We start from the raw sequence: 19,128 nt of genomic DNA on the forward strand, positions 1-19,128 counted from the left end.
AGAAAGTGTGCTAGCTACGTATGATTGGCCATTAACGAGCTTGGGTGAGGAAGTGCTGAGCGAAAAAGGGATTCCTCTCCAGTTTGATGCCGTGATCCATCAACAGGAAGGACCGTCTGATCGTTATTATTTTGCTGGAGATTACGTTGATGTTTCCGAGATCCCTTCATTTTATCAGTACAAATGGTTGGCTAAATTACAAACGTGGCGTAAAGGTTTCTCAAAGGAGGAAAGTGCCTTTTTCTGGACGACCTATGTTCCGATGATGGAGGTCATAATAGACCGAGCTGGTAAAGAGATAGAATATGATCCAGTAACAGAAACGGAAACCACTTTAATTGAGGCGAATGATTATCCAACAACAGGGGATATGAACTACAACTATCGGATTAGCAGTGATCAGTATGAAGTGTATGTTGACGGAAAGTGGCAAGAGATGACGATTAAAGGAGTTAACATGGGGATGGGTAAGCCAGGTAGCTTTCCTGGTGAAGCGATGATTAGAGAAGAGGATTATAAGCGTTGGTTTAAGCAAATCGGTGAAATGGGTGCTAATACGATTCGAGTTTATACTGTTCACCCACCGGGATTTTATCGTGCCTTAAAAGAATACAATGAAGCACACCCTGATCAGCCACTTTATTTATTCCATGGTGCTTGGTTTAATGAAGAATCTGACTTCTATGTAGAAAATAGAGAAAATCCCGATATACCACCACCTGCAATTGAAGAAGGAAATACGATTCCATTTCAAGAGGAAATGAAGACGATCATAGATGTGATTCATGGGGAAACGTTTATTGATCAAACCCGGGGCCATGCGTACGGAATTTATGATGCAGATGTATCCGATTATGTTATTGGCTGGATTATTGGGATCGAGTGGGAGCCGGATTTTGTAGTTAATACGAATGAAGTGTACTCTGATCTAGGCGAATATGATGGCCGGTTTGTTAAGACAGAGAATGCTGAAGCGTTTGAGTATTGGTTAGCCGAGCAGATGGATCTTATGTTGAGCTATGAAGCGGAACATTATGGCTATGTGCGGCCGGTTAGTTTTACGAATTGGGTAACGACTGATCTCCTTACACACCCAGCAGAACCGAATGAGGATGAAGACAAGGTTGGAATTGATCCGAATGTGATTAAGCTAAAGGATGAGATGGAAGAGGTAGGGCAATTTGCTTCCTATCACGTTTATCCATATTATCCAGACTTTTTGAATTTTGAGGAAAGGTATTTAAACTATATCGATCATCGTGGCCAACCGAATAACTATGCCGCTTATCTTGAAGATTTACATGAAGTTCATGAAATACCAATCCTTATCGCTGAGTTTGGTGTCCCAAGTACTAGGGGGAAAACACACAATAATCCTAACGGCTGGAATCAAGGTCATTTAACGGAGGATGAACAAGGTGAAATTGTTGTCTCATTGTTCGAAGATATTTTGCATGAAGGATGATGGGCGGTTTAATTTTCACATGGCAGGATGAGTGGTTTAAGCGGACGTGGAATACGATGGAATACGATAACGAAGAGAGGCGACCGTATTGGTCTAATTCGCAAACGAGTGAGCAGCAATTCGGTTTATTGAGCTTCGATCGCCATAAAATTCGAATAAATGGTAGTCCGTCAGAGTGGGAGGAATCTGTTCCGCTTTATGAAGATGGTGGTAAGTTAATCGAGCAATTTATCGTCGATCACGATGAGACCTATTTATATATGCGAATTGATTTGAATGATTATGAATGGAGTAAGGATGCGTTTCCAGTTGTGCTATTTGATACGATTCCAGACCAAGGAAATGAACAGATCGAGGGATTTGATGGTTTATCGTTAGATAATGGCATCGACTTCATGATGATGCTGAAAGGGAAAAAGAGCTCATCTCTGCTAGTGGATTGGTACTATGATTTCTTCGAGCATGAATATGTTCATGTTAAAAAGATGGCAGATTGGAAAAAAGTTAATCCAAAAACCTGAAAAAAATACAGGGGTTTTTAAACCTATAAAGTATGCATTAAGCGGTGAACTCTACATTCCAAGCCGTGATTTAATTGTTGATTTTGAAGATTATGAAACGGGTGAGCTACGATACGGAATAGGTGATCCCGATCATGAGGACTATGATTCACTTGCCGATTTCTATTACAATGAAGAGCTGCAAATGTTTGAAGTGCGTATTCCTTGGCTCTTGTTGCAGTTCCGTGATCCGAGTCAGCGTGAAGTGATAGGAGATTTTTATAAGGATCCTTATGAATTTAGTCAGTTTGTTAATGGTATTCAATTAGCAGTTTTAGTCGTTAATGAGCAGGGTGATTCGTATGAAATTCTTGATTCTTTGCCTTCATTAGAAAATAACCGTTTTACCGAACCATTAAAGATGTACGAATGGGAAACATGGGATTTGCCATTGTATGAAGAACGATTAAAGAGATCGTATGATTATGTAAAAGAAGCATTTCTAAACGTAGAGTAAGGATAATGTGGGCACTGAAACAAGGTTACCTTTTTGATTTCAGTGCCTTCGCTTTTTTCGTTCGTACATTATAGGAATAATAATTACAGAAGCATGGTAGGAGACTAATTAAATATGTCAAAGAAACGAATTATTCTCACTGTCGTTATCTTTCTTTTTCTTATTACTAGTTTGCGAATTAGTTGGCTTTATCTACATGCAAAACCTGAAACTCCTTTGGTTCAAGAAGGAGTATTAGACCTTAGAGAATGGGATGGGATAACGGAAAAACCATTATCGTTAGATGGTGAATGGGCCTTTTATCCAAATGAGCTTATTGAATCAACGAAAGATCAAGGTAGTGTCGTCTATACGCTTGTCCCTAGCAAGTGGACCAATCTCGAGGAAATGGAAAGTACGTATGGTTATGGAACGTATCATGTAACGATTCTACTTGATCATGAGCAAGGTGAGACATATGGTATTCGCATAAATTCAATTAGTAGTTCATCGAAGCTTTTTGTAAATGGGGAGTTAGTCGGTCAATCAGGTGAGCCGGATAAGGAAAGTAAAAGGTATCGGCCGTTAAATAATCCATACACAGCTTATGTTGAAACAGACGGCGTTCACGAATTAGAACTGATGATACAAGTTGCAAACTTCCATCACCCGCATAATGGTGGAATTACAACTTCTATTACTTTCGGTGAAGAAGATGCACTGAACAGTGAAATAAATTTAGTTGAAAATATTACGATTTTTGCTTGTGTCATCTATTTATTGCACGCATTTTACGGCTTTATTTTATTTTTTGTAGGTAATCGAGATCGTCGATTGTTTTTCTTTTCAATTGTTTTAATATGTATCGTAATTGGAACATTAATTGGCGAACGTTTTATATACGAATGGCTTTCCTTTACATATGAATGGCGTTATAACATAGTATATGTCGCAGGCATAGTCGGGGGATACTCACTGTTGCAGTGCATTCGTGATCTTTTGCCAACTATCATAAACAAAAATGTTGTTAGAATCTATGAGCTTATTTGTATTTTGGCGTTGTTGTTAGTTGGTAGTTTGCCGATTACGGTTAACTTCCATTTAGAGTATTTCTATTTGGCATATCCCTTATCCCGACATTGCTGTTCATTGGTACGATGTTTAAAACGGTCGTAGATGTCAATCAAGATCGAATCTATTTATTGCTTGCTGCTCTTGCTTCTGTTGGTAGCTTGCTTTGGTTAGTCATTAACGAACTAATGAGTATTGATATGGTTGCTTACCCATTTGATTTACTAATAGCGATGACTTGTCTGGCAACATATTGGTTTAAGCAATATTTTAAGAGTTTAGAGGAGTCACAGCAGCTTGCGGCTAAGTTAAAGGGAGCCGATAAGAAAAAGGATCACTTTTTGGCAGATGTGGCTCATGAAATGCGTAACCCTCTTCACGGGATCGTCAACATTTCACAAGCGGTAATAGAACGAGAAAGAGATCAGCTAACAGATCGAAGCAAACAAGATTTGAGGTTGCTTCATGACGTTGGAAGAAGAATGTCTTTTCTATTAAATGACTTGCTTGAACTAGCAAAATTCCGTGAAAATCGGATTACTTTACAGAAAAAGGCGGTATCGGTTCAAAGTGCAGCGAGTGCTGTCATTTCAATGTTAAATTATTTAGTCGAAGGAAAACCAATTACGCTGCATACACAAATTTCCGAACGGATCCCACCTGTTTTGGCTGATGAAAATCGTCTTGTCCAAATATTATTTAACCTCGTACATAATGCGATTAAATACTCAGAGAAAGGGCAAATTTCAATACAGGCATCCTATCTTGACGGCATGATTCGTGTATCTGTTGTCGATCAAGGAATTGGAATGAGCGAAGAGGATATAGAAGTCATCTTCAAACCGTATATACGTTTGCAAGGTGAGGCATCGAGAACAGGTGGTTTTGGTTTTGGATTAGGATTAAATATTTGTAAGCAGCTTGTTGAATTACATGGCAGTAAACTATCGGTCAAATCTAAATTAAACGAAGGTTCTGTCTTTTCGTTCACACTGCCAGTTGCCTCGGTTAACGAAGCCGATTTAATAGAATTAGCTTCAGTCGTCAAGGAGCAACGTGTAGCTCAAAAGGGAGTAGACGAACCGGTCGGCAAGCTTGATATTGAAACGAAAACAATTCGTATATTAGCGGTTGACGATGATTATGTCAATTTGAAGGTTCTGGAGAGTATCTTCTATGAAGAGCGTTATTCACTTTGTTTAGTTAGTAGTGGTCAGGAAGCATTAGAAAAAATCGAAGCTGAAAAATGGGATATAGTTATCTCTGATGTAATGATGCCAAAAATGACCGGATATGAATTGACTGAGCGGATACGAAAGTTGTATCCAATTACAGAGCTGCCTGTTCTATTATTAACGGCTTATAATCAAGAATTGGATATAGAAACAGGCTTTCGTGCTGGTGCGAATGATTATGTAAGCAAGCCAGTACATGGACTAGAATTAAAGGCACGTGTTCAGTCGCTCGTTCATTTGAAGCGTTCTGTAAAAGAGGCATTAAAACTGGAGGCGGCATGGTTACAGGCACAAATTAAACCGCATTTTCTTATTAATACGTTTAATGCCGTTGCCGCACTTAGTCGGACTGATTTAGATCGTATGGATGCCCTCATTGATCAGCTGTCCCGCTATATTCGTTACAGCATCCATTTTCAAAATTCTGATGATCTCATTCCATTTACAGATGAGCTCGAACTAGTACGTTCATATGTTAATATCGAACGAGAACGTTTCCCCGACTATTTTGAGGTCGTTTGGAAAATCGATGAAGTACCCGAACTTTATGTTCCGCCGATGGCAATTCAGACGATCGTCGAAAACGCGATACATCATGGTTTAATCACTGAAAAAGGCAAAGGGATTCTTGAAATCGAAGTATCTGATTGCGGTACATATGTTATGGTAACGATTCGAGATGACGGTATTGGGATGAGTGAAGACAGCTTAGAGCATTTAGTAGAGCGCAAGGAATGTAAACACTCAGGAATTGGCTTAGCTAATACAAATTATCGAATAAAGCAACAGTTTGGCAACGGTCTTAAAGTGAAAAGTGAAATTGGAAAAGGCACCGAGGTTTCGTTTACGATACCGAAGTGATAGAAGGAGGGAGAGCTCTAACCTAGGTAATAGGGTTAGGGCTTTTTTATCGTATGTGCTTGCAATTAATTGTGGAACGCTTTCGGTGAATGAAACGATCATGATTTTTTAGCATTTTTAACGTAAAAGCATTCCCTTGACATCCGACTTCATGCATCATATATATGTAATGCAGATGAAGATTGATTGAAAGGGTTCATTTTATCAGTAATTTAATTGTTAGTGAGGAATACATAAATGGTGCAAAGAAACTGCATTTTTTTCTATTTGAAAGTTGAAATGGCGAGGAGTGGGGAAAGTGACGAGTAAAATACCGCTTATTACGGTGATTGGCAGCATTAATATGGATATGGTTACATCAACCTTAAGAGTACCAAAACAAGGTGAGACAGTTATGGGAAAGGGGTTTCGGACGACGCCCGGAGGCAAAGGTGCCAATCAAGCAGTAGCTGCTGCACGACTTGGAGCAGATGTTCAGATGATCGGTCTCGTAGGCGATGATTCATTTGGCACCGAACTTCTAACCCATTTAAAAGCGGAAAACATTAATGTAAGTGGAGTGGAGCCGATTACAAATCAACATACAGGAATTGCAACGATTATTATATCTGAAGGTGATAATCGTATCATTGTTTCACCAGGAGCAAACTTAGATGTGACGCCAAACTATATTAAACGCTATGCGTCTCTAATTGACGAAAGTGATATGGTTATCATTCAGCTAGAAATCCCCATCGACTCAGTTGAATATGCGATCAGGTATTGTACTAATAAGGGTATTCCAATTATTCTAAATCCTGCCCCCGCAAATGGATTGTCTGAGAAAACGTTTGAGGCGGTGACGTTTATGACACCGAACGAAACGGAAAAAGAAGAAATGGGCGTAGAGGAAGCGGACTATCCAGAGAAATTAATTGTTACGTTAGGTGAAAAGGGAGTTAGCTATGTAACGAAGGAACAGAAGAAAGTGGTTGTTCCGGGATTTAAGGCCGATGTCGTAGATACGACAGGGGCTGGTGATACATTTAACGGTGCACTTGCTGTGGGGCTTGGTCGAAACATGGAGTTGCGATCGGCTATTCAATATGCCAATGCAGCGGCTGCTTTATCTGTGCAAAAGTTTGGTGCACAAGGTGGGATGCCTACTTATAACGAGGTAAGGAGCTTTTTGCAGAAAAAGGACATCGAGCTATGAGATTAGATGATTTATAATTAATTAAACGTTTGATTAAATTGATCAGATTCGCAATTTCAATCATACGATTTCTTAAAAATTCAGAAATTACATGTGATGTAAGGAAATAACAGGAAACATCGATTATAATAGAAAATAGGCATTGGATAAGAAGGTGAAGGGTTAGCTGATCCCCTTATGAAAGGGGGTGATGCGTTGACTGCTTATGAAACCATCTCATTAATGATTATGTTTGGAATGTTCGTTATTTCGATCTTATCGTTTAGGGATGACGATTAAAGTAGCCACCCTTTGCCGAGCAGCATAAAGGGTGGCTATTTGTACGCCGTTTAGAATTGACAGCTTCCCTGTAACTGGGAATATCTAATGCTTAGAATGGCTAATGTGTCCAGCATTGGCCATTCGTTTTATTTAGTATATGTTTATTATGTTAAAAATACCATAAAATGCGAGCGGCAGCAACTGACTTTCGAGTCTTTCTCGATATGTTTAGGGAGTGATTGCATTGTCATGATTATAAAAGAGGATTGATCATGACCGTTTATTATATGTGGTGTGCACGGCTGAGAGACATTCCTTCAATTGGCACAGCTAACCTTGTTTCTTCCGAAATTCTGATGGCGTACATGCCTTTTTCCGTTTGAACATCCGAATAAAGTAACTCGTGTTTTCGAAGCCGACCTCAAGGGATATATCAATAACCGATCGGTTTGTATCCTTTAAAAGCTTTGCTGCTTTATTAATGCGTACGTGGTTAATATAGTCAACAGGGGTCATTTTAATATACGATTTGAAAAAGCGATTGAAATGGCCTTCACTCATTTGAATGTGTGAACTAAGCTCCTTAATTGTCAGTCGTTCGTGAAGATTTCGGTCAATAAAGGTCAGCACTTGCTTGAGGCGGGCAATGTTTTCACTTTTTTCTGTTCGAGCAGGAGTTTTTCGTTGGACATGAAATTCACTAAAAAGGTGAGAAAATAAAAGAAATAACTCCCCTTTAATTAGCAACGGATAGGTTTCCTTCTTTTGCTTATAATGTGTCAAGATTGCTTCAATATGACGAAAAGCACTTGTTCCCTTTATTAGAATCGGTTCGTCGTCTTCCCACTCTAGGAGAAGATCAATGAAATTACTTTGCAACGTATCATATGTTGCACTGTTGACGAGTTGACTATGAAAGACAATTGCTTGCAAACGAAATCGATGAGTACCAACTGGATAAGCAGCATGAAGCTGTCCACTTGGAATAAATATAGCTTCCCCTTTTTGTAAAATCGTTTCAGATGTACCGACGCGAATAAGAGCTTGTCCCTCTTCCATAACGAGAAATTCCATCTCATGATGCCAATGCCATTGAAAGATAACATCGCCATCAAGATAATCAACCATGTAAATGTGAAAGGCGAACATTGGGTCTCCGTGGACACGATCCTCGAGCAAAGTATCCTTATTCATCGTTTAAACTCCTCTAAATATCAGAATTGTGTTATGTTTATGTGCTAATTATACAAGAAATAGCCTCGTTATATCAGTATTATTATAGATAATAAAGAATTTATGATTTTTGAGAGGAGTAATGGATATGAAATTTAGTAATGGGCAATGGCTTACACGAGAGGGCTATAAATTAATTAGTCCAGTTGAACTATTTGATGTAGATAAGCATCAAGATTCAATCACATTAGTTGGTCCTCCTAAACCAATCGTTGATCGATCAGGTCAGCTTGATACCCCTTTAATTGAAGTAAATCTTTCTTCTCCTTTAAAAGATGTGATTCGTGTTCAAGTTTACCATCATAAAGGGGTACGTGATTTGGGGCCTCATTTTGAAATTAAAGAGGATAAAAATGTATCCGTTTCAATTAATGATACGAATGAAGAAGTTGCTTTTTCAAGTGGAGACTTAACCGCACAAATAAGTAAAGATGGAGCATGGGAGCTTGGTTTTCATTATAAGGGAGAGCTTCTAACAGCGAGTGAGTTTAAAAGTGTTGCACACATCATTGCTGATGATGGTCAAACGTATATGCGTGAACAGCTAAGCATTGATCCAGGTGAATATGTATATGGCCTGGGAGAGCGTTTCACACCATTTGTGAAAAATGGCCAGGTTGTCGACATTTGGAATAAAGATGGTGGTACGAGTTCAGAACAATCGTATAAAAACATTCCATTTTACTTAACGAATAAAGGTTATGGAGTATTTGTAAATCATCCTGAAGAAGTTTCAATGGAAGTGGCCTCAGAGCATGTTTCGAAAGTCCAATTTAGTGTACCTGGACAAAAGCTTGACTACTTCATTATCGGTGGTTCATCGATGAAGGAAGTTTTAGAAAATTATACGACGTTAACAGGAAAGCCAGCATTGCCGCCAGCATGGACATTTGGGCTATGGTTAACAACGTCCTTCACAACAGATTATGATGAGGAAACGGTTAATTCCTTTATTGATGGAATGGCGGAGCGTGATTTGCCATTACACGTTTTCCATTTCGATTGCTTCTGGATGAAGGAGTTCCAATGGTGTAACTTTGAGTGGGATGATCGAATTTTCCCAGAGCCAGAGAAGATGCTAGAGCGCTTAAAGGCGAAGGCTTAAAAATTTGTGTATGGATTAATCCGTACATCGCCCAACGCTCAAGCTTGTTTATGGAAGCGAAGGAACATGGCTATTTAATTAAAAAGGAAAATGGCGATGTGTGGCAATGGGATTTATGGCAACCAGGAATGGGAATCGTTGATTTTACGAACCCTGATGCGTGTCAATGGTATGCGGATAAGCTGAGTCGTTTAGTGGATATGGGTGTTGACTCCTTTAAAACGGATTTCGGTGAGCGTATCCCAACAGATGTTGTATACCATGATGGTTCTGACCCGATGAAAATGCATAACTACTACACGTTCCTATTTAACAAAGTGGTCTTTGAATTGCTAGAAGAGAAGCTAGGAAAAGGTGAAGCGGCGTTATTTGCTCGCTCTGCTACAGCTGGTGGTCAACAGTTCCCGGTTCACTGGGGTGGGGATTGTACGGCAACATATGCGTCAATGGCTGAAAGCTTACGTGGAGGCTTATCACTTGGAATGTCAGGGTTTGGTTATTGGAGTCATGACATAGGTGGATTTGAAAGTACGGCAACAGCAGATGTGTATAAACGTTGGGCAGCGTTTGGCTTGCTATCTAGTCATAGCCGTCTTCATGGAAGTAGATCGTATCGTGTTCCTTGGTTGTATGATGAGGAAGCGGTTGATGTTGTCCGTCATTTCACAAAGCTAAAGTGTCAGCTCATGCCATATCTATTTAGCGAAGCAAACGTAGCGTCACAAAAAGGGATTCCGATGATGCGTCCGATGGTATTGGAATTTACAGAAGATCCAAATTGTGATCAATTAGATCTTCAATATATGCTTGGAGAATCTCTCCTTGTCGCACCAATTTTCAATGAGAAAGGTATGGCAAAGTATTACCTTCCGGAAGGTACTTGGACGGACTTTGTTACAGGCCGATCAGTTGAAGGTGGTGCGTGGGTGAAGGAGCACCATGATTATTTAAGTGTACCGCTTTTTGTTCGCCCTAATTCAGTCATTGCGGTTGGACATAACAACACGAAGCCAGATTATGATTTTGCCGATCACGTTGACTTCCAGCTATTCAATCTTGATGCAGGACGTAGTGCAGAAACGATTGTTTACTCTGAGCAAGGTGAAGCAGAAGTGTCGTTTACAGCAACGCGAGAAGGGGAAATGATTACAATTTCTGTAACAGGAGCTAGCAAGCCATATACAGTTACACTACGTGGTGTGAGTAATGTATCAAATGTCACGGGAGCGACTGCTGAAGATGGCGAGCTTGGAGTAAGCTTAACGCCAGCAGAAGGAGAACAAACGATTGTGGTAACGTTGTAAAAAGGAAGCATTCTGTAAGGTCGATATGGCCTTGCAGGATGCTTTTTTGATGAGATCTGAAAAGGATTATATTCCTATATTAACTATTTTCCTCCTATATTATAATCATGAAAGAGTGTGGAGTAGTTGGAGGTATGGAAGTGGAGATCAATCGTAAGAATTTTGGTGGAATGATTGTTGTTATGTCTTATCTGATTTGGATAAGAGGTGGAGACAATCTATGGGCGGTATATTTGACTTCGGTTATTTTTTGTATCGCTGGTGTTTTGATTTTGAAGGAGAAAGGTCAACGTTGGTACGAAAATAATTGGTTTAAGGTTTATGTGAGTGTACATGTTTTCAATATTATAAATAGGATATACGGGTTTTTTAGCGAATTAAAGCTAGATTGGTTTGTACCTGAGGATGCACTATATGTGCGTCCATTCCATTCAGACTATACCGAAATTCCATCATTTTTTTAGTTCTCATCATGTGGTATGTTTTTACCAGTTGTTATTTCTCTAAGAAGAAGCATTGGTTTGCAAAGTGGCATGTTTCAATATGGGTCTTTCTTATTTTTATTGGTTGGAATGTAGCTCTATTAAATCATTATCAATATGTCGACGAAGATTCCATACATAGTAAGGGGCTGTTTTCATCTACAGCTCTATCGTTGGATAAAGTGTGGATGATGAGAATCGAACCGAAAATAAAATCCGGTTATCGTAGGTATGGAGGTAGAGAGCAATATTTCTATTATGATTTATACTTTGTTAGTCGAGAAGGAAGAGAAGCAACCTTTTCTGACATGCTTTTAATTGAGGAGGATATTCATGCTGCGGCGATGCTTGCTAATAAGATAGAAGAGAGTGATAGAGAGATAGAGGCTAGAGTACCTCCACTCATTGCGATGCCAGAAGATGTGAGAGAGCTCTTAGAAAAAAGGTTGGAAGAAATAGACCAAGAACTAGCAGAGCTCTTTATTGAAACATTTATGGAAGATAGGTAGTATATATGCAACGCGATGTGGAGGCACATCGCGTTTAATCTTATTTACTATTTTTCCCGATATTCACTTGGATAACAATCTGTATTGTTTTTAAATACGCGACTAAAATAGTGCGGATCTGGATAGCCTACGAGCTTACCGATCGTTTTAATATCAATATTTAGGTTCGTCGTAAGAAGGCGCTTTGCTTCGTTGATACGTAGGCGAGTTAAATATTTAATCGGCGTTTCCCCCGTATGTTTTTTAAATACTTTGCTTAAATAGTCGGTAGAAAAGTTTAGCTGAATGGCAATTTCCTTTAATGATAAATTCTCATGATAGTGGTTTTTCATATAGAGTTTAATTGTTTGAATGAGATCCTCAGGATCATAGCCCGCTAAGGAATTAGCGACATGTGCAAGAGATTCAAGTTCGTCGTTTAACTGTAATTCAATTCGTGATAATGTAGTACGTAAATCCTCGTTGACGATCGGCTTCAATAAATATTCATTTACTTGATAGGTAATTGCTTGACGGGCGTATTCAAATTCATGGTGACCACTTATAATGACAACTTTAATATGTGGATAGCCAAAAAATAACTGTTTGGCTAGTTCAAGGCCGTCCATCATTGGCATGCGTATATCTGTTAAGACGAGATCAGGAAGCAGCTCCTCGACTAGAGTTAATGCCTCCTTTCCGTTTATTGCTTCGCCAACGACTTTGATTGCTTTGTTTAGTTCATGGACTTTTCTCGTAATTCCTCGTCTGATTAATGCTTCGTCCTCGACGACAATAGCTTTAAACGTATGAGTCATCATTCATTCCTCCAGTTCGCTTTCTTGAGTAGACACAATGATCGTGATTTGTGCACCTCCATTTTCACCATTTTTGATTTCTACGTTCGCTTCGTTTGGATACATTAGCTTGAGCCTTGTAATGACATTTTTTAATCCCATTCCGTTTATGTGTAAATTTGGTAGCTCTCGCAGTTTGTTGTTAGAAAGGAATACTTCCAGCTGCCTGATAATGCTCGGATCAAAGCCTGGTCCGTTATCAGATATGGTTATCAACCAGTGCGTTTGTGTTAGTTGACCTGAAATGGTAATGTGCCAAGGCGGTGAAACATGTAGCCCATGTTTAATTGAGTTTTCAACGAGTGGTTGAATGGAAAGCTTCGGAACAATAATGTCACCCATCTCATCCGGGATATCAAATGAGTATGAGAGTTGCTCTGCATAGCGAATGTCCATACATTCAAGATAATGCTTTGTATAATGTAGCTCGTCTTGTAGCGGGACACCCTTTTTGCTTTCAGTAGATATATATCGCAGCATAAAAGAGATATTCTCGCAAAGCCTCACAATCTCATGATCCATTCCAGCCTCAGCCATTGCACTAATGTTAGAAAGGTTATTGTACAAAAAATGCGGATTCATTTGTGATTGTAGGGCGAGAAACTTCGCATCCATTTCTTGAGAACGGGCAATAAGTAAGTCATCAAGTGAATGGGATAGCTTTTCATTCATTGCATGAAACGATCGATTTAGTATATCGATCTCTCCAATAGAAAAGCGTTCAATATGGAGATCATTTGTATTCGTTAAATTGGTTAGATCCATCTGCTTTATTTTTTCCGTTAAATGGTTGAGTGGCTGAGTTACACGCTTGGAAACGATAAATGATATCCAAAGAATGACACCAAGGGCGACAATGAATATGACGACAAACAAATACGTCATTCGATCTAAGAAGGCATAAAGCTCTTTTTGGTCTTGTACGATAATGAGTGTTAATCCTGTATTAGCTGAAGTTGTATGAATCATTAGCTGTTTGCTATGATCTACTGGGCTTGTAATATGATGTGTTTCATCCCCTTTGAGCTGAAGCTGATGAATCAAATTAACATATGCCTCTCCGAAAAAAGAATCCAACTCTACTTCATAAGGATAAAAAAAAGTACCTTTCTCATCAATAACGTAAAAATCAATTTGTTCATTAGCATTCATCGTAGTTTGAATCGTATTAAAGACCGTGTCGGCCCCCTGTAAAATTTCAACAATTCCTTGTTCTACGTAATGATGATCCTTATACACTCTCGTTAGTGCAACATAAGTCTGGTCAGTGGAATGTTGTTTAATGGAATATGGAAGATCCTCTTCTTGGACGAGGCTTAAATGCTTAAAACCATCTTTAGCCTTCGTTTCTCGATACCAAGTTTGATTGATTAAATCAATTGTAAGCTCACCATTAAAAAGACCTGCACCAAGCATTTTACCGTCAAAATCATAAATATTCGCTTGCTTTGCTGTTTGAGAGCTACTAATAATAGCTAGGATGATATCAATTAATGCTGTAGTATTTTCATATCGTTCTAAGTCAATTAAAATTCCACCCTCATACTCTGTTGAAATGGGTGTAAGATCATTCTTGAAATGTTCTTTCACTAAATTAGAGTAGACGATGTTCATGGAAAGATTATTGATTTTCTCTAATTCTTGATCAATCGCATGTGAGATCGAACGGCTTAGTTGTTGTTGCTGTTCGGAGATGCTATTGCGATTGTAATGATATAAAGCTGTGAATAGAATTGCCGCAATTAAAAACAAAACGATACAAAAAAAGAGCGAATAATAATTAAATAGGCGAGATTGCAGCGTTTGATGAGAAAGCGGTAACATTATTATTCCTCCAATGGTTATACCGTTCTAAAAAGTGCAAACGATAGACCGTTTTTGTCTATTGTGCAAGTATAAATGTAAGCGTATTCTTAATTTAGTAGACGGCGTCGTTCTAGATAATAGTAAATCAAAAGTATAGGGGGTTCAACATCAAAATGAAAAGAAAATGGATTGCACTCATGATGTCGGTATTATTCTTAATCGTCGTAGTAGCTTGTGGTTCAAGCGACGACCAAACAGGTGAAGATACACGTAAAGATGTGACGTTATCGTTTGGAACGCATCAATCAGGTATTCCACGAACGAATATTATGCAAGAAATGGCAGAGGATTTTACAGAAGAGACTGGAATAAAGATAGATTTTCAAGTTGTACCTGATGCACAGTGGCGTGATTTAATTCGTGCAAAGCTATCGTCAGGGGAAGCACCAGATATTATCAATTTAGATGTAGATCCACTTAGTTTGAATGCGAATTTAAGACCCGAGGCTAACGCGATTGATTTAACGGATGAAGAATTTGCAGGTCGAATGGATGAAGAAATTTTACCGTCTGTTAGTTATAACGACAAAGTTTATGGAGTGACCTTTGCACCACGGAAAATATGGTACGTCTATTATAATAAACGTATTTTTGAAGAGTTAGGATTAGAGATTCCAACGACCTATGAAGAGTTTAAACAAGTGGCAGGAGCAATACATGAAACAGGTGTTACTCCGTTCTGGCAAGCTGCTGGAAGTGGTTGGTATCAGGTGCTACCATTGTTTGAAATCGGCCCTCATTATGAAAAGTTAGAGCCGGGCACATACGAGAAGCTCAACAATAACGAAATGCTTGTTGCCGATATGGATCATTTAAAAACGGTCATTGAGCAAGTGAATGAATTCGCTGAGCTAGGCTATTATGGTGAGAATTTCATTTCAAATACAGTTGAAGCAGGTTTAGATGCCTTTGGTCGCCAAGAGGCTGCAATGATTCTTCGTGTCCCTGGTACGGAGCAGGAAATTATTGATGCACACCCTGATATGGAAGGGAATATTGGATTTTTCGTCATGCCGTGGGGCGACAATCAAACAATAGGCATAAACCAGGTGGATCAGCGGCTATGTTCGGGAATAAAAATAGCGAGCATGAAGAAGAAATCCGTGAATTTTTCAGATGGATGACGAAAAACGAAAACATTCAACGCTTCTTTGATGGTGGTGAAGGAAACTTAACAATTAGTTGGCCAGAAATCGAACCGAAGCTAACGCCTGACTATATTGAATACGAAGAAAATCTAGATTCAGGAACCGTTATGCAAGCTGCTGTGACGTATATTGATCCGCAATGGATGGATATAGGAAAAGATATTTCAGGGATGTTCGCTGGTGCAATGACTCCTGAGCAAATACTTGAAAACATTGATAATCGTCGAGCAGAACTAGCGAAGGTTCAGCAAGACCCTGCCTGGGATTAGACAGAAGAGAGTAACTAGAGAAACAATGCAAGAAGGTGCTACTTCTTATACAGCGAGGAGAGTTTCGCTCTCCTCTTGGCTAGTAGCAAAACGACATGGAAATAAGGCTGTACATCGTAGAATCGAAAGGAGTGAGAGGGATGAATCGAAATAAGCTATATCCTTGGTACTTTTCAATTGGTGCGATTATCATTTACTTCATATTTATTGTGTTACCTTCATTTATGGGAATCTATTATTCATTTACCGATTGGAATAGCTATTCGGATATAAAGAATTTCATCGGACTAGACAATTATCGGACGATTTTAATTGGCGATCAAGTGTATATGACGTTTATTAAAAATACATTTGTGTTTACCATTGTGACATCGATTGCGAAGACAGTTCTTGGACTTTTAATTGCGATTCTGCTAGTTAATGGCGTGCGAGCAGCGAACTTTCATCGAATGGTGATTTTTTCTCCACAAGTGCTCTCGTTTTTAATTATCGGACTGGTTTTTAAAAGTTTACTTGATCCGAATTTTGGCTTCGTGAATAATACGCTTCGTGCCATTGGTTTAGATTTTTTAGCGATGGATTGGTTAGGTTCACTCACATGGGCCCTGCCTTCGGTAATGGCAGTTGATACGTGGAAAGGGATGGGGTATATTATGGTCCTTTTCATTGCTGGATTACTTGCGATTCCAAATGATTATTATGAGGCTGCGGAAATTGACGGTGCAGGTTTCTTCAAACGTCTTTTTTCAATCACATTACCAATGCTTTTGCCGACGATGACGATTGCAACTGTATTGAACATTACGTACGGTTTACGTGTATTTGATATTATTTATGTCTTAACAAATGGTGGACCAGGGAATGCAACAGACGTTATTAATACAGCCGTCTATTCTGCATTTGCAAAAGGATATTGGGGGTTAGGAAGTGCTTTGTCGACATTACTTTTTGTCATCATGGTCGTCGTTTCCTTCTTCATTATACGAACAATGAACAAAAAGGCGGTGGAATATTAAATGAAAGGGAAAAAGGGCGTTACGATTCTACTAAATATCGTCGCATGGCTCATAAGTATTATAGTCATTACCCCGTTTATTGTAATTTTACTTAACTCATTCAAAACGGATGCTGAAGCGACCGTTCTGACGCTTCGTTTGCCAGAGCAATGGATGTTCGAGAATTATGCTATTGTGTTTGAGAGAGGGAATTTGGCTGTGTCATTTTTTAATAGTATTTTGCACTCGGTTGTAAGTACGTCGATTCTAGTCATTCTTGTTGCATTTGCTGCATTCGTATTAGCACGAAATCCCTCGAAGCTCAATCAGGCGATTTATTTCTTTATTATATTAGGGATTACATTGCCGCTTAATTTTATTCCATTAATGAACGTAATGAAAACACTTGGATTAATTAATTCGCATTGGGGAATGATCTTGCTCTATACAGGAATGGGATTACCAATCTCGTTATTTATTGCTTACGCCTTCGTTCGTAACATTCCACGTGAGCTGGATGAAGCAGCTGTTATCGATGGATGTCATGCATTTAGTTTATTTTATCGAGTTATTTTGCCGTTATTAAAGCCGGTGCTAGTGACAATCTTTGTGTTGAACTTCATGAACGTGTGGAATGAGTTTACCGCACCTCTTTACTTTTTAAATTCTGTTGATAAATGGCCCGTGACGTTAGCTGTCTTTAACTTTTTTGGTCAGTTCAGTGCACAATGGAACTTAGTTAGTGCGAACATTGTAATAACGTCAATTCCAGTACTGATTGTATTTATCATTGGACAAAAGCACATTGTTGGAGGTTTGACGTCTGGTGCGGTGAAGGGCTAGACATTCTTGAATATACGTTGTTGAGGACACTATTAAGTTGAGTGTCCTTTTTGCTGCTTCTAAGGAATAGTTCACATGTTATTCGTGAGCAACCTCGGATTGAGAGGTGAATAAGTATGTTCAAGCTATGGAAAAGAAAGCGAAGGTGATGAAGTTTACCTAAAGCGTAGAGGGATTGCAAAAGTAATAGCTTTAGGTGTGAAAAGTGCTTTATAAGAAAAAGGGAATCGGATGAGTACGTTTTATTGCCGATCATTGTGGGAATTACTCCGATCTACCCTCCCTACCATTAACAACAGCTGTGTCACAACCGTCAAAATCGGCAGTTCAACAATGGCCCAATGACTAGCACCAAGGCAATAAGTGGCTCATGAGGGAATGCGGTCATTGCGATTGCCAATGCAACCGGGGAGTTTCGTGCCAAGGTGGTTAAGCTTAAGCTCACACGATCAGCATTTTGAAAGCGGCCCAACTTCCCAACCGTTTGACTGATAATATAATTAATGAGAAAAAAGAAAACGATTGGACAAACGAGTAGCCATAGCAAGTCAAAGTGTTCAAAAAGTAAGGAGCCTTTTGAAGCAAATAAGGCTGTAATTGCTAAACTTAAAAGCAGCATAGGAAGCATGCTTACCTTTTGAAGCACCGTGTCTTTAATGAATGGCTTCCTGCTAAGAAGAACGTTTGTTAACAGTGCTAGAGCAAATGGTATGGCGAAGACAGCTACCATACTTTCAAACAAAAAAGATAGCTTAATTGCTCCAGTTGCTCCAGTAAAAAGGAACAAATAGAACGGCAGCAAAACAACTTGTAATAGAAAATTTAATGGTAAGATCGCTGCCGACAAAGCGATATTTCCTTTTGCTATTCCTGTAAAAATTAAATACCAATCTGTACAAGGTGTTACTAAGAGCATGATCAACCCAATCATCAATGCTAGATTGTCATGTAAAAAGATGAGAGCAAGTATCCACGCCAAAAATGGTGTCCAGGCAAAATTAATAATGATTGAAGTATAGGTGAAGCGTTTATGTTTGAATGCTTTTTGTATTTTGGAAATGGGGATATTCAAAAAGGTCAAATAGAGCATTATCATTAAAAGAGGAGTAATAGCTCCTTCTGCATACAAGCCAATTCCGTTAATTTGTCCGATACATAGCCCGATAACGACTGCGGCTAGAATGAGGAGTGTGTAGCATTTTTCAAGTAAATTCATCGGTAAAATCACATTCCTATCGATCGTACTTTAGTCCATTTTATCATATATCCACATTCAAGGTTTGTAAGTTAGCCCTTTCCATTCTCCGTTTCAAAAATAGCTATAGCTATTAAGTGAATAGGTGCAAGTATACGAGAAAATCCGGATGAACCCTGCACCAAACAGAGAATAGATGCAGATTTGCGAAGAAATCTGGATGAACCCTGCACCAAAGAGAGAATAGATGCAGGTTTGC

The 19,128-nt window shown here is 39.0% G+C and carries 17 protein-coding genes and 1 pseudogene; 14 read left to right on the plus strand and 4 right to left on the minus strand.

Going from position 1 to position 19,128, the window contains the following annotated elements; all coding sequences use genetic code 11:
- The first annotated feature begins 7 nt into the window (after positions 1–7).
- From JCM19034_RS23705 to JCM19034_RS25395, 7 genes are all read left to right on the plus strand, one after another.
- Positions 8–1,465: a hypothetical protein gene (locus tag JCM19034_RS23705; RefSeq protein ID WP_231687060.1), complete on the plus strand. Its 1,458-nt coding sequence runs from the start codon at positions 8–10 to the stop codon at positions 1,463–1,465.
- Positions 1,465–1,986, plus strand: coding sequence for a hypothetical protein (locus JCM19034_RS23710; RefSeq protein WP_231687061.1), 522 nt, complete (start codon positions 1,465–1,467; stop codon positions 1,984–1,986). Before JCM19034_RS23705 ends, JCM19034_RS23710 begins: the two co-directional genes overlap by 1 nt.
- A complete protein-coding gene (locus JCM19034_RS23715; RefSeq protein ID WP_231687062.1) occupies positions 1,940–2,482 on the plus strand; it encodes a hypothetical protein in 543 nt (180 codons plus the stop codon). Before JCM19034_RS23710 ends, JCM19034_RS23715 begins: the two co-directional genes overlap by 47 nt.
- A 114-nt stretch (positions 2,483–2,596) precedes the next feature.
- Complete coding sequence (locus tag JCM19034_RS19675) at positions 2,597–3,637, plus strand: 7TM diverse intracellular signaling domain-containing protein (RefSeq protein ID WP_062052483.1); 1,041 nt, start codon at positions 2,597–2,599, stop codon at positions 3,635–3,637.
- The gene (locus JCM19034_RS19680) at positions 3,619–5,628 is read left to right on the plus strand and encodes an ATP-binding protein (protein ID WP_062052485.1); all 2,010 of its coding nucleotides are present in this window, start codon (positions 3,619–3,621) and stop codon (positions 5,626–5,628) included. The genes JCM19034_RS19675 and JCM19034_RS19680 overlap by 19 nt, the downstream gene beginning before the upstream one ends.
- Before the next feature lie 298 nt (positions 5,629–5,926).
- Positions 5,927–6,823: a ribokinase gene (gene rbsK, locus JCM19034_RS19685; RefSeq protein ID WP_269431739.1), complete on the plus strand. Its 897-nt coding sequence runs from the start codon at positions 5,927–5,929 to the stop codon at positions 6,821–6,823.
- Positions 6,824–7,000: 177 nt separating this feature from the next.
- Positions 7,001–7,102 (plus strand): putative holin-like toxin, encoded by a 102-nt coding sequence (locus JCM19034_RS25395; RefSeq protein ID WP_156324076.1) that lies wholly within the window; start codon positions 7,001–7,003, stop codon positions 7,100–7,102.
- Between the two features lie 312 nt (positions 7,103–7,414).
- On the opposite strand, the gene JCM19034_RS19690 is transcribed toward JCM19034_RS25395, so the two are convergent.
- Positions 7,415–8,278, minus strand: a complete 864-nt coding sequence (locus tag JCM19034_RS19690; RefSeq protein WP_062052486.1) for an AraC family transcriptional regulator — start codon at positions 8,276–8,278, stop codon at positions 7,415–7,417.
- A gap of 127 nt (positions 8,279–8,405) precedes the next feature.
- Between JCM19034_RS19690 and yicI the strand changes: the two are divergent.
- From yicI to JCM19034_RS22070, 3 genes and pseudogenes are all read left to right on the plus strand, one after another.
- Positions 8,406–10,726 (plus strand): annotated as a pseudogene (yicI, locus tag JCM19034_RS19695) (alpha-xylosidase).
- Positions 10,727–10,866: 140 nt separating this feature from the next.
- Positions 10,867–11,190 (plus strand): hypothetical protein, encoded by a 324-nt coding sequence (locus JCM19034_RS19700; RefSeq protein WP_062052488.1) that lies wholly within the window; start codon positions 10,867–10,869, stop codon positions 11,188–11,190.
- An 8-nt stretch (positions 11,191–11,198) separates the two neighbouring features.
- Positions 11,199–11,717, plus strand: coding sequence for a hypothetical protein (locus JCM19034_RS22070; RefSeq protein WP_156324077.1), 519 nt, complete (start codon positions 11,199–11,201; stop codon positions 11,715–11,717).
- Between the two features lie 47 nt (positions 11,718–11,764).
- On the opposite strand, the gene JCM19034_RS19710 is transcribed toward JCM19034_RS22070, so the two are convergent.
- Both JCM19034_RS19710 and JCM19034_RS19715 read right to left on the minus strand, forming a co-directional pair.
- On the minus strand, positions 11,765–12,514 hold the full coding sequence (locus JCM19034_RS19710) for a response regulator (protein WP_062052500.1): 750 nt from the start codon (positions 12,512–12,514) through the stop codon (positions 11,765–11,767).
- A 3-nt stretch (positions 12,515–12,517) separates the two neighbouring features.
- Positions 12,518–14,377 (minus strand): sensor histidine kinase, encoded by a 1,860-nt coding sequence (locus JCM19034_RS19715; protein WP_062052492.1) that lies wholly within the window; start codon positions 14,375–14,377, stop codon positions 12,518–12,520.
- Between the two features lie 155 nt (positions 14,378–14,532).
- On the opposite strand from JCM19034_RS19715, the gene JCM19034_RS19720 reads away from it, so the two are divergent.
- The 4 genes from JCM19034_RS19720 to JCM19034_RS19730 all read left to right on the plus strand — a co-directional run bounded on the left by JCM19034_RS19720 (position 14,533) and on the right by JCM19034_RS19730 (position 17,674).
- Positions 14,533–15,543: an ABC transporter substrate-binding protein gene (locus tag JCM19034_RS19720; RefSeq protein ID WP_231687063.1), complete on the plus strand. Its 1,011-nt coding sequence runs from the start codon at positions 14,533–14,535 to the stop codon at positions 15,541–15,543.
- On the plus strand, positions 15,483–15,836 hold the full coding sequence (locus JCM19034_RS23720; RefSeq protein WP_231687064.1) for a hypothetical protein: 354 nt from the start codon (positions 15,483–15,485) through the stop codon (positions 15,834–15,836). The genes JCM19034_RS19720 and JCM19034_RS23720 overlap by 61 nt, the downstream gene beginning before the upstream one ends.
- Before the next feature lie 140 nt (positions 15,837–15,976).
- Positions 15,977–16,852, plus strand: coding sequence for a carbohydrate ABC transporter permease (locus JCM19034_RS19725; RefSeq protein ID WP_062052494.1), 876 nt, complete (start codon positions 15,977–15,979; stop codon positions 16,850–16,852).
- The gene (locus JCM19034_RS19730) at positions 16,853–17,674 is read left to right on the plus strand and encodes a carbohydrate ABC transporter permease (RefSeq protein ID WP_062052496.1); all 822 of its coding nucleotides are present in this window, start codon (positions 16,853–16,855) and stop codon (positions 17,672–17,674) included.
- A 313-nt stretch (positions 17,675–17,987) separates the two neighbouring features.
- Here JCM19034_RS19730 and JCM19034_RS19735 read toward each other — a convergent pair whose 3' ends face one another.
- A complete protein-coding gene (locus tag JCM19034_RS19735; protein WP_370622252.1) occupies positions 17,988–18,890 on the minus strand; it encodes an arsenic resistance protein in 903 nt (300 codons plus the stop codon).
- Positions 18,891–19,128: the final 238 nt, after the last annotated feature.

It is taken from the genome of Bacillus sp. JCM 19034, from assembly GCF_001310635.1.
GTDB lineage: Bacteria > Bacillota > Bacilli > Bacillales > Bacillaceae_D > Halalkalibacter.

What these genes read in the sequence shown, in the direction of transcription:
- JCM19034_RS19680 (WP_062052485.1), top strand. Translation starts at nt 3,619, where the DNA reads ATGTTTAAAACGGTCGTAGATGTCAATCAAGATCGAATCTATTTATTG.
- JCM19034_RS19730 (WP_062052496.1), top strand. Translation starts at nt 16,853, where the DNA reads ATGAAAGGGAAAAAGGGCGTTACGATTCTACTAAATATCGTCGCATGG.
- JCM19034_RS19715 (WP_062052492.1), bottom strand. Translation starts at nt 14,377, where the DNA reads ATGTTACCGCTTTCTCATCAAACGCTGCAATCTCGCCTATTTAATTAT.
- JCM19034_RS19710 (WP_062052500.1), bottom strand. Translation starts at nt 12,514, where the DNA reads ATGACTCATACGTTTAAAGCTATTGTCGTCGAGGACGAAGCATTAATC.
- JCM19034_RS19735 (WP_370622252.1), bottom strand. Translation starts at nt 18,890, where the DNA reads ATGAATTTACTTGAAAAATGCTACACACTCCTCATTCTAGCCGCAGTC.
- JCM19034_RS22070 (WP_156324077.1), top strand. Translation starts at nt 11,199, where the DNA reads ATGTGGTATGTTTTTACCAGTTGTTATTTCTCTAAGAAGAAGCATTGG.
- JCM19034_RS23720 (WP_231687064.1), top strand. Translation starts at nt 15,483, where the DNA reads ATGTTCGGGAATAAAAATAGCGAGCATGAAGAAGAAATCCGTGAATTT.
- JCM19034_RS19675 (WP_062052483.1), top strand. Translation starts at nt 2,597, where the DNA reads ATGTCAAAGAAACGAATTATTCTCACTGTCGTTATCTTTCTTTTTCTT.
- JCM19034_RS19720 (WP_231687063.1), top strand. Translation starts at nt 14,533, where the DNA reads ATGAAAAGAAAATGGATTGCACTCATGATGTCGGTATTATTCTTAATC.
- JCM19034_RS19690 (WP_062052486.1), bottom strand. Translation starts at nt 8,278, where the DNA reads ATGAATAAGGATACTTTGCTCGAGGATCGTGTCCACGGAGACCCAATG.
- JCM19034_RS23710 (WP_231687061.1), top strand. Translation starts at nt 1,465, where the DNA reads ATGGGCGGTTTAATTTTCACATGGCAGGATGAGTGGTTTAAGCGGACG.
- JCM19034_RS19725 (WP_062052494.1), top strand. Translation starts at nt 15,977, where the DNA reads ATGAATCGAAATAAGCTATATCCTTGGTACTTTTCAATTGGTGCGATT.
- JCM19034_RS25395 (WP_156324076.1), top strand. Translation starts at nt 7,001, where the DNA reads ATGAAAGGGGGTGATGCGTTGACTGCTTATGAAACCATCTCATTAATG.
- JCM19034_RS23715 (WP_231687062.1), top strand. Translation starts at nt 1,940, where the DNA reads ATGTTAAAAAGATGGCAGATTGGAAAAAAGTTAATCCAAAAACCTGAA.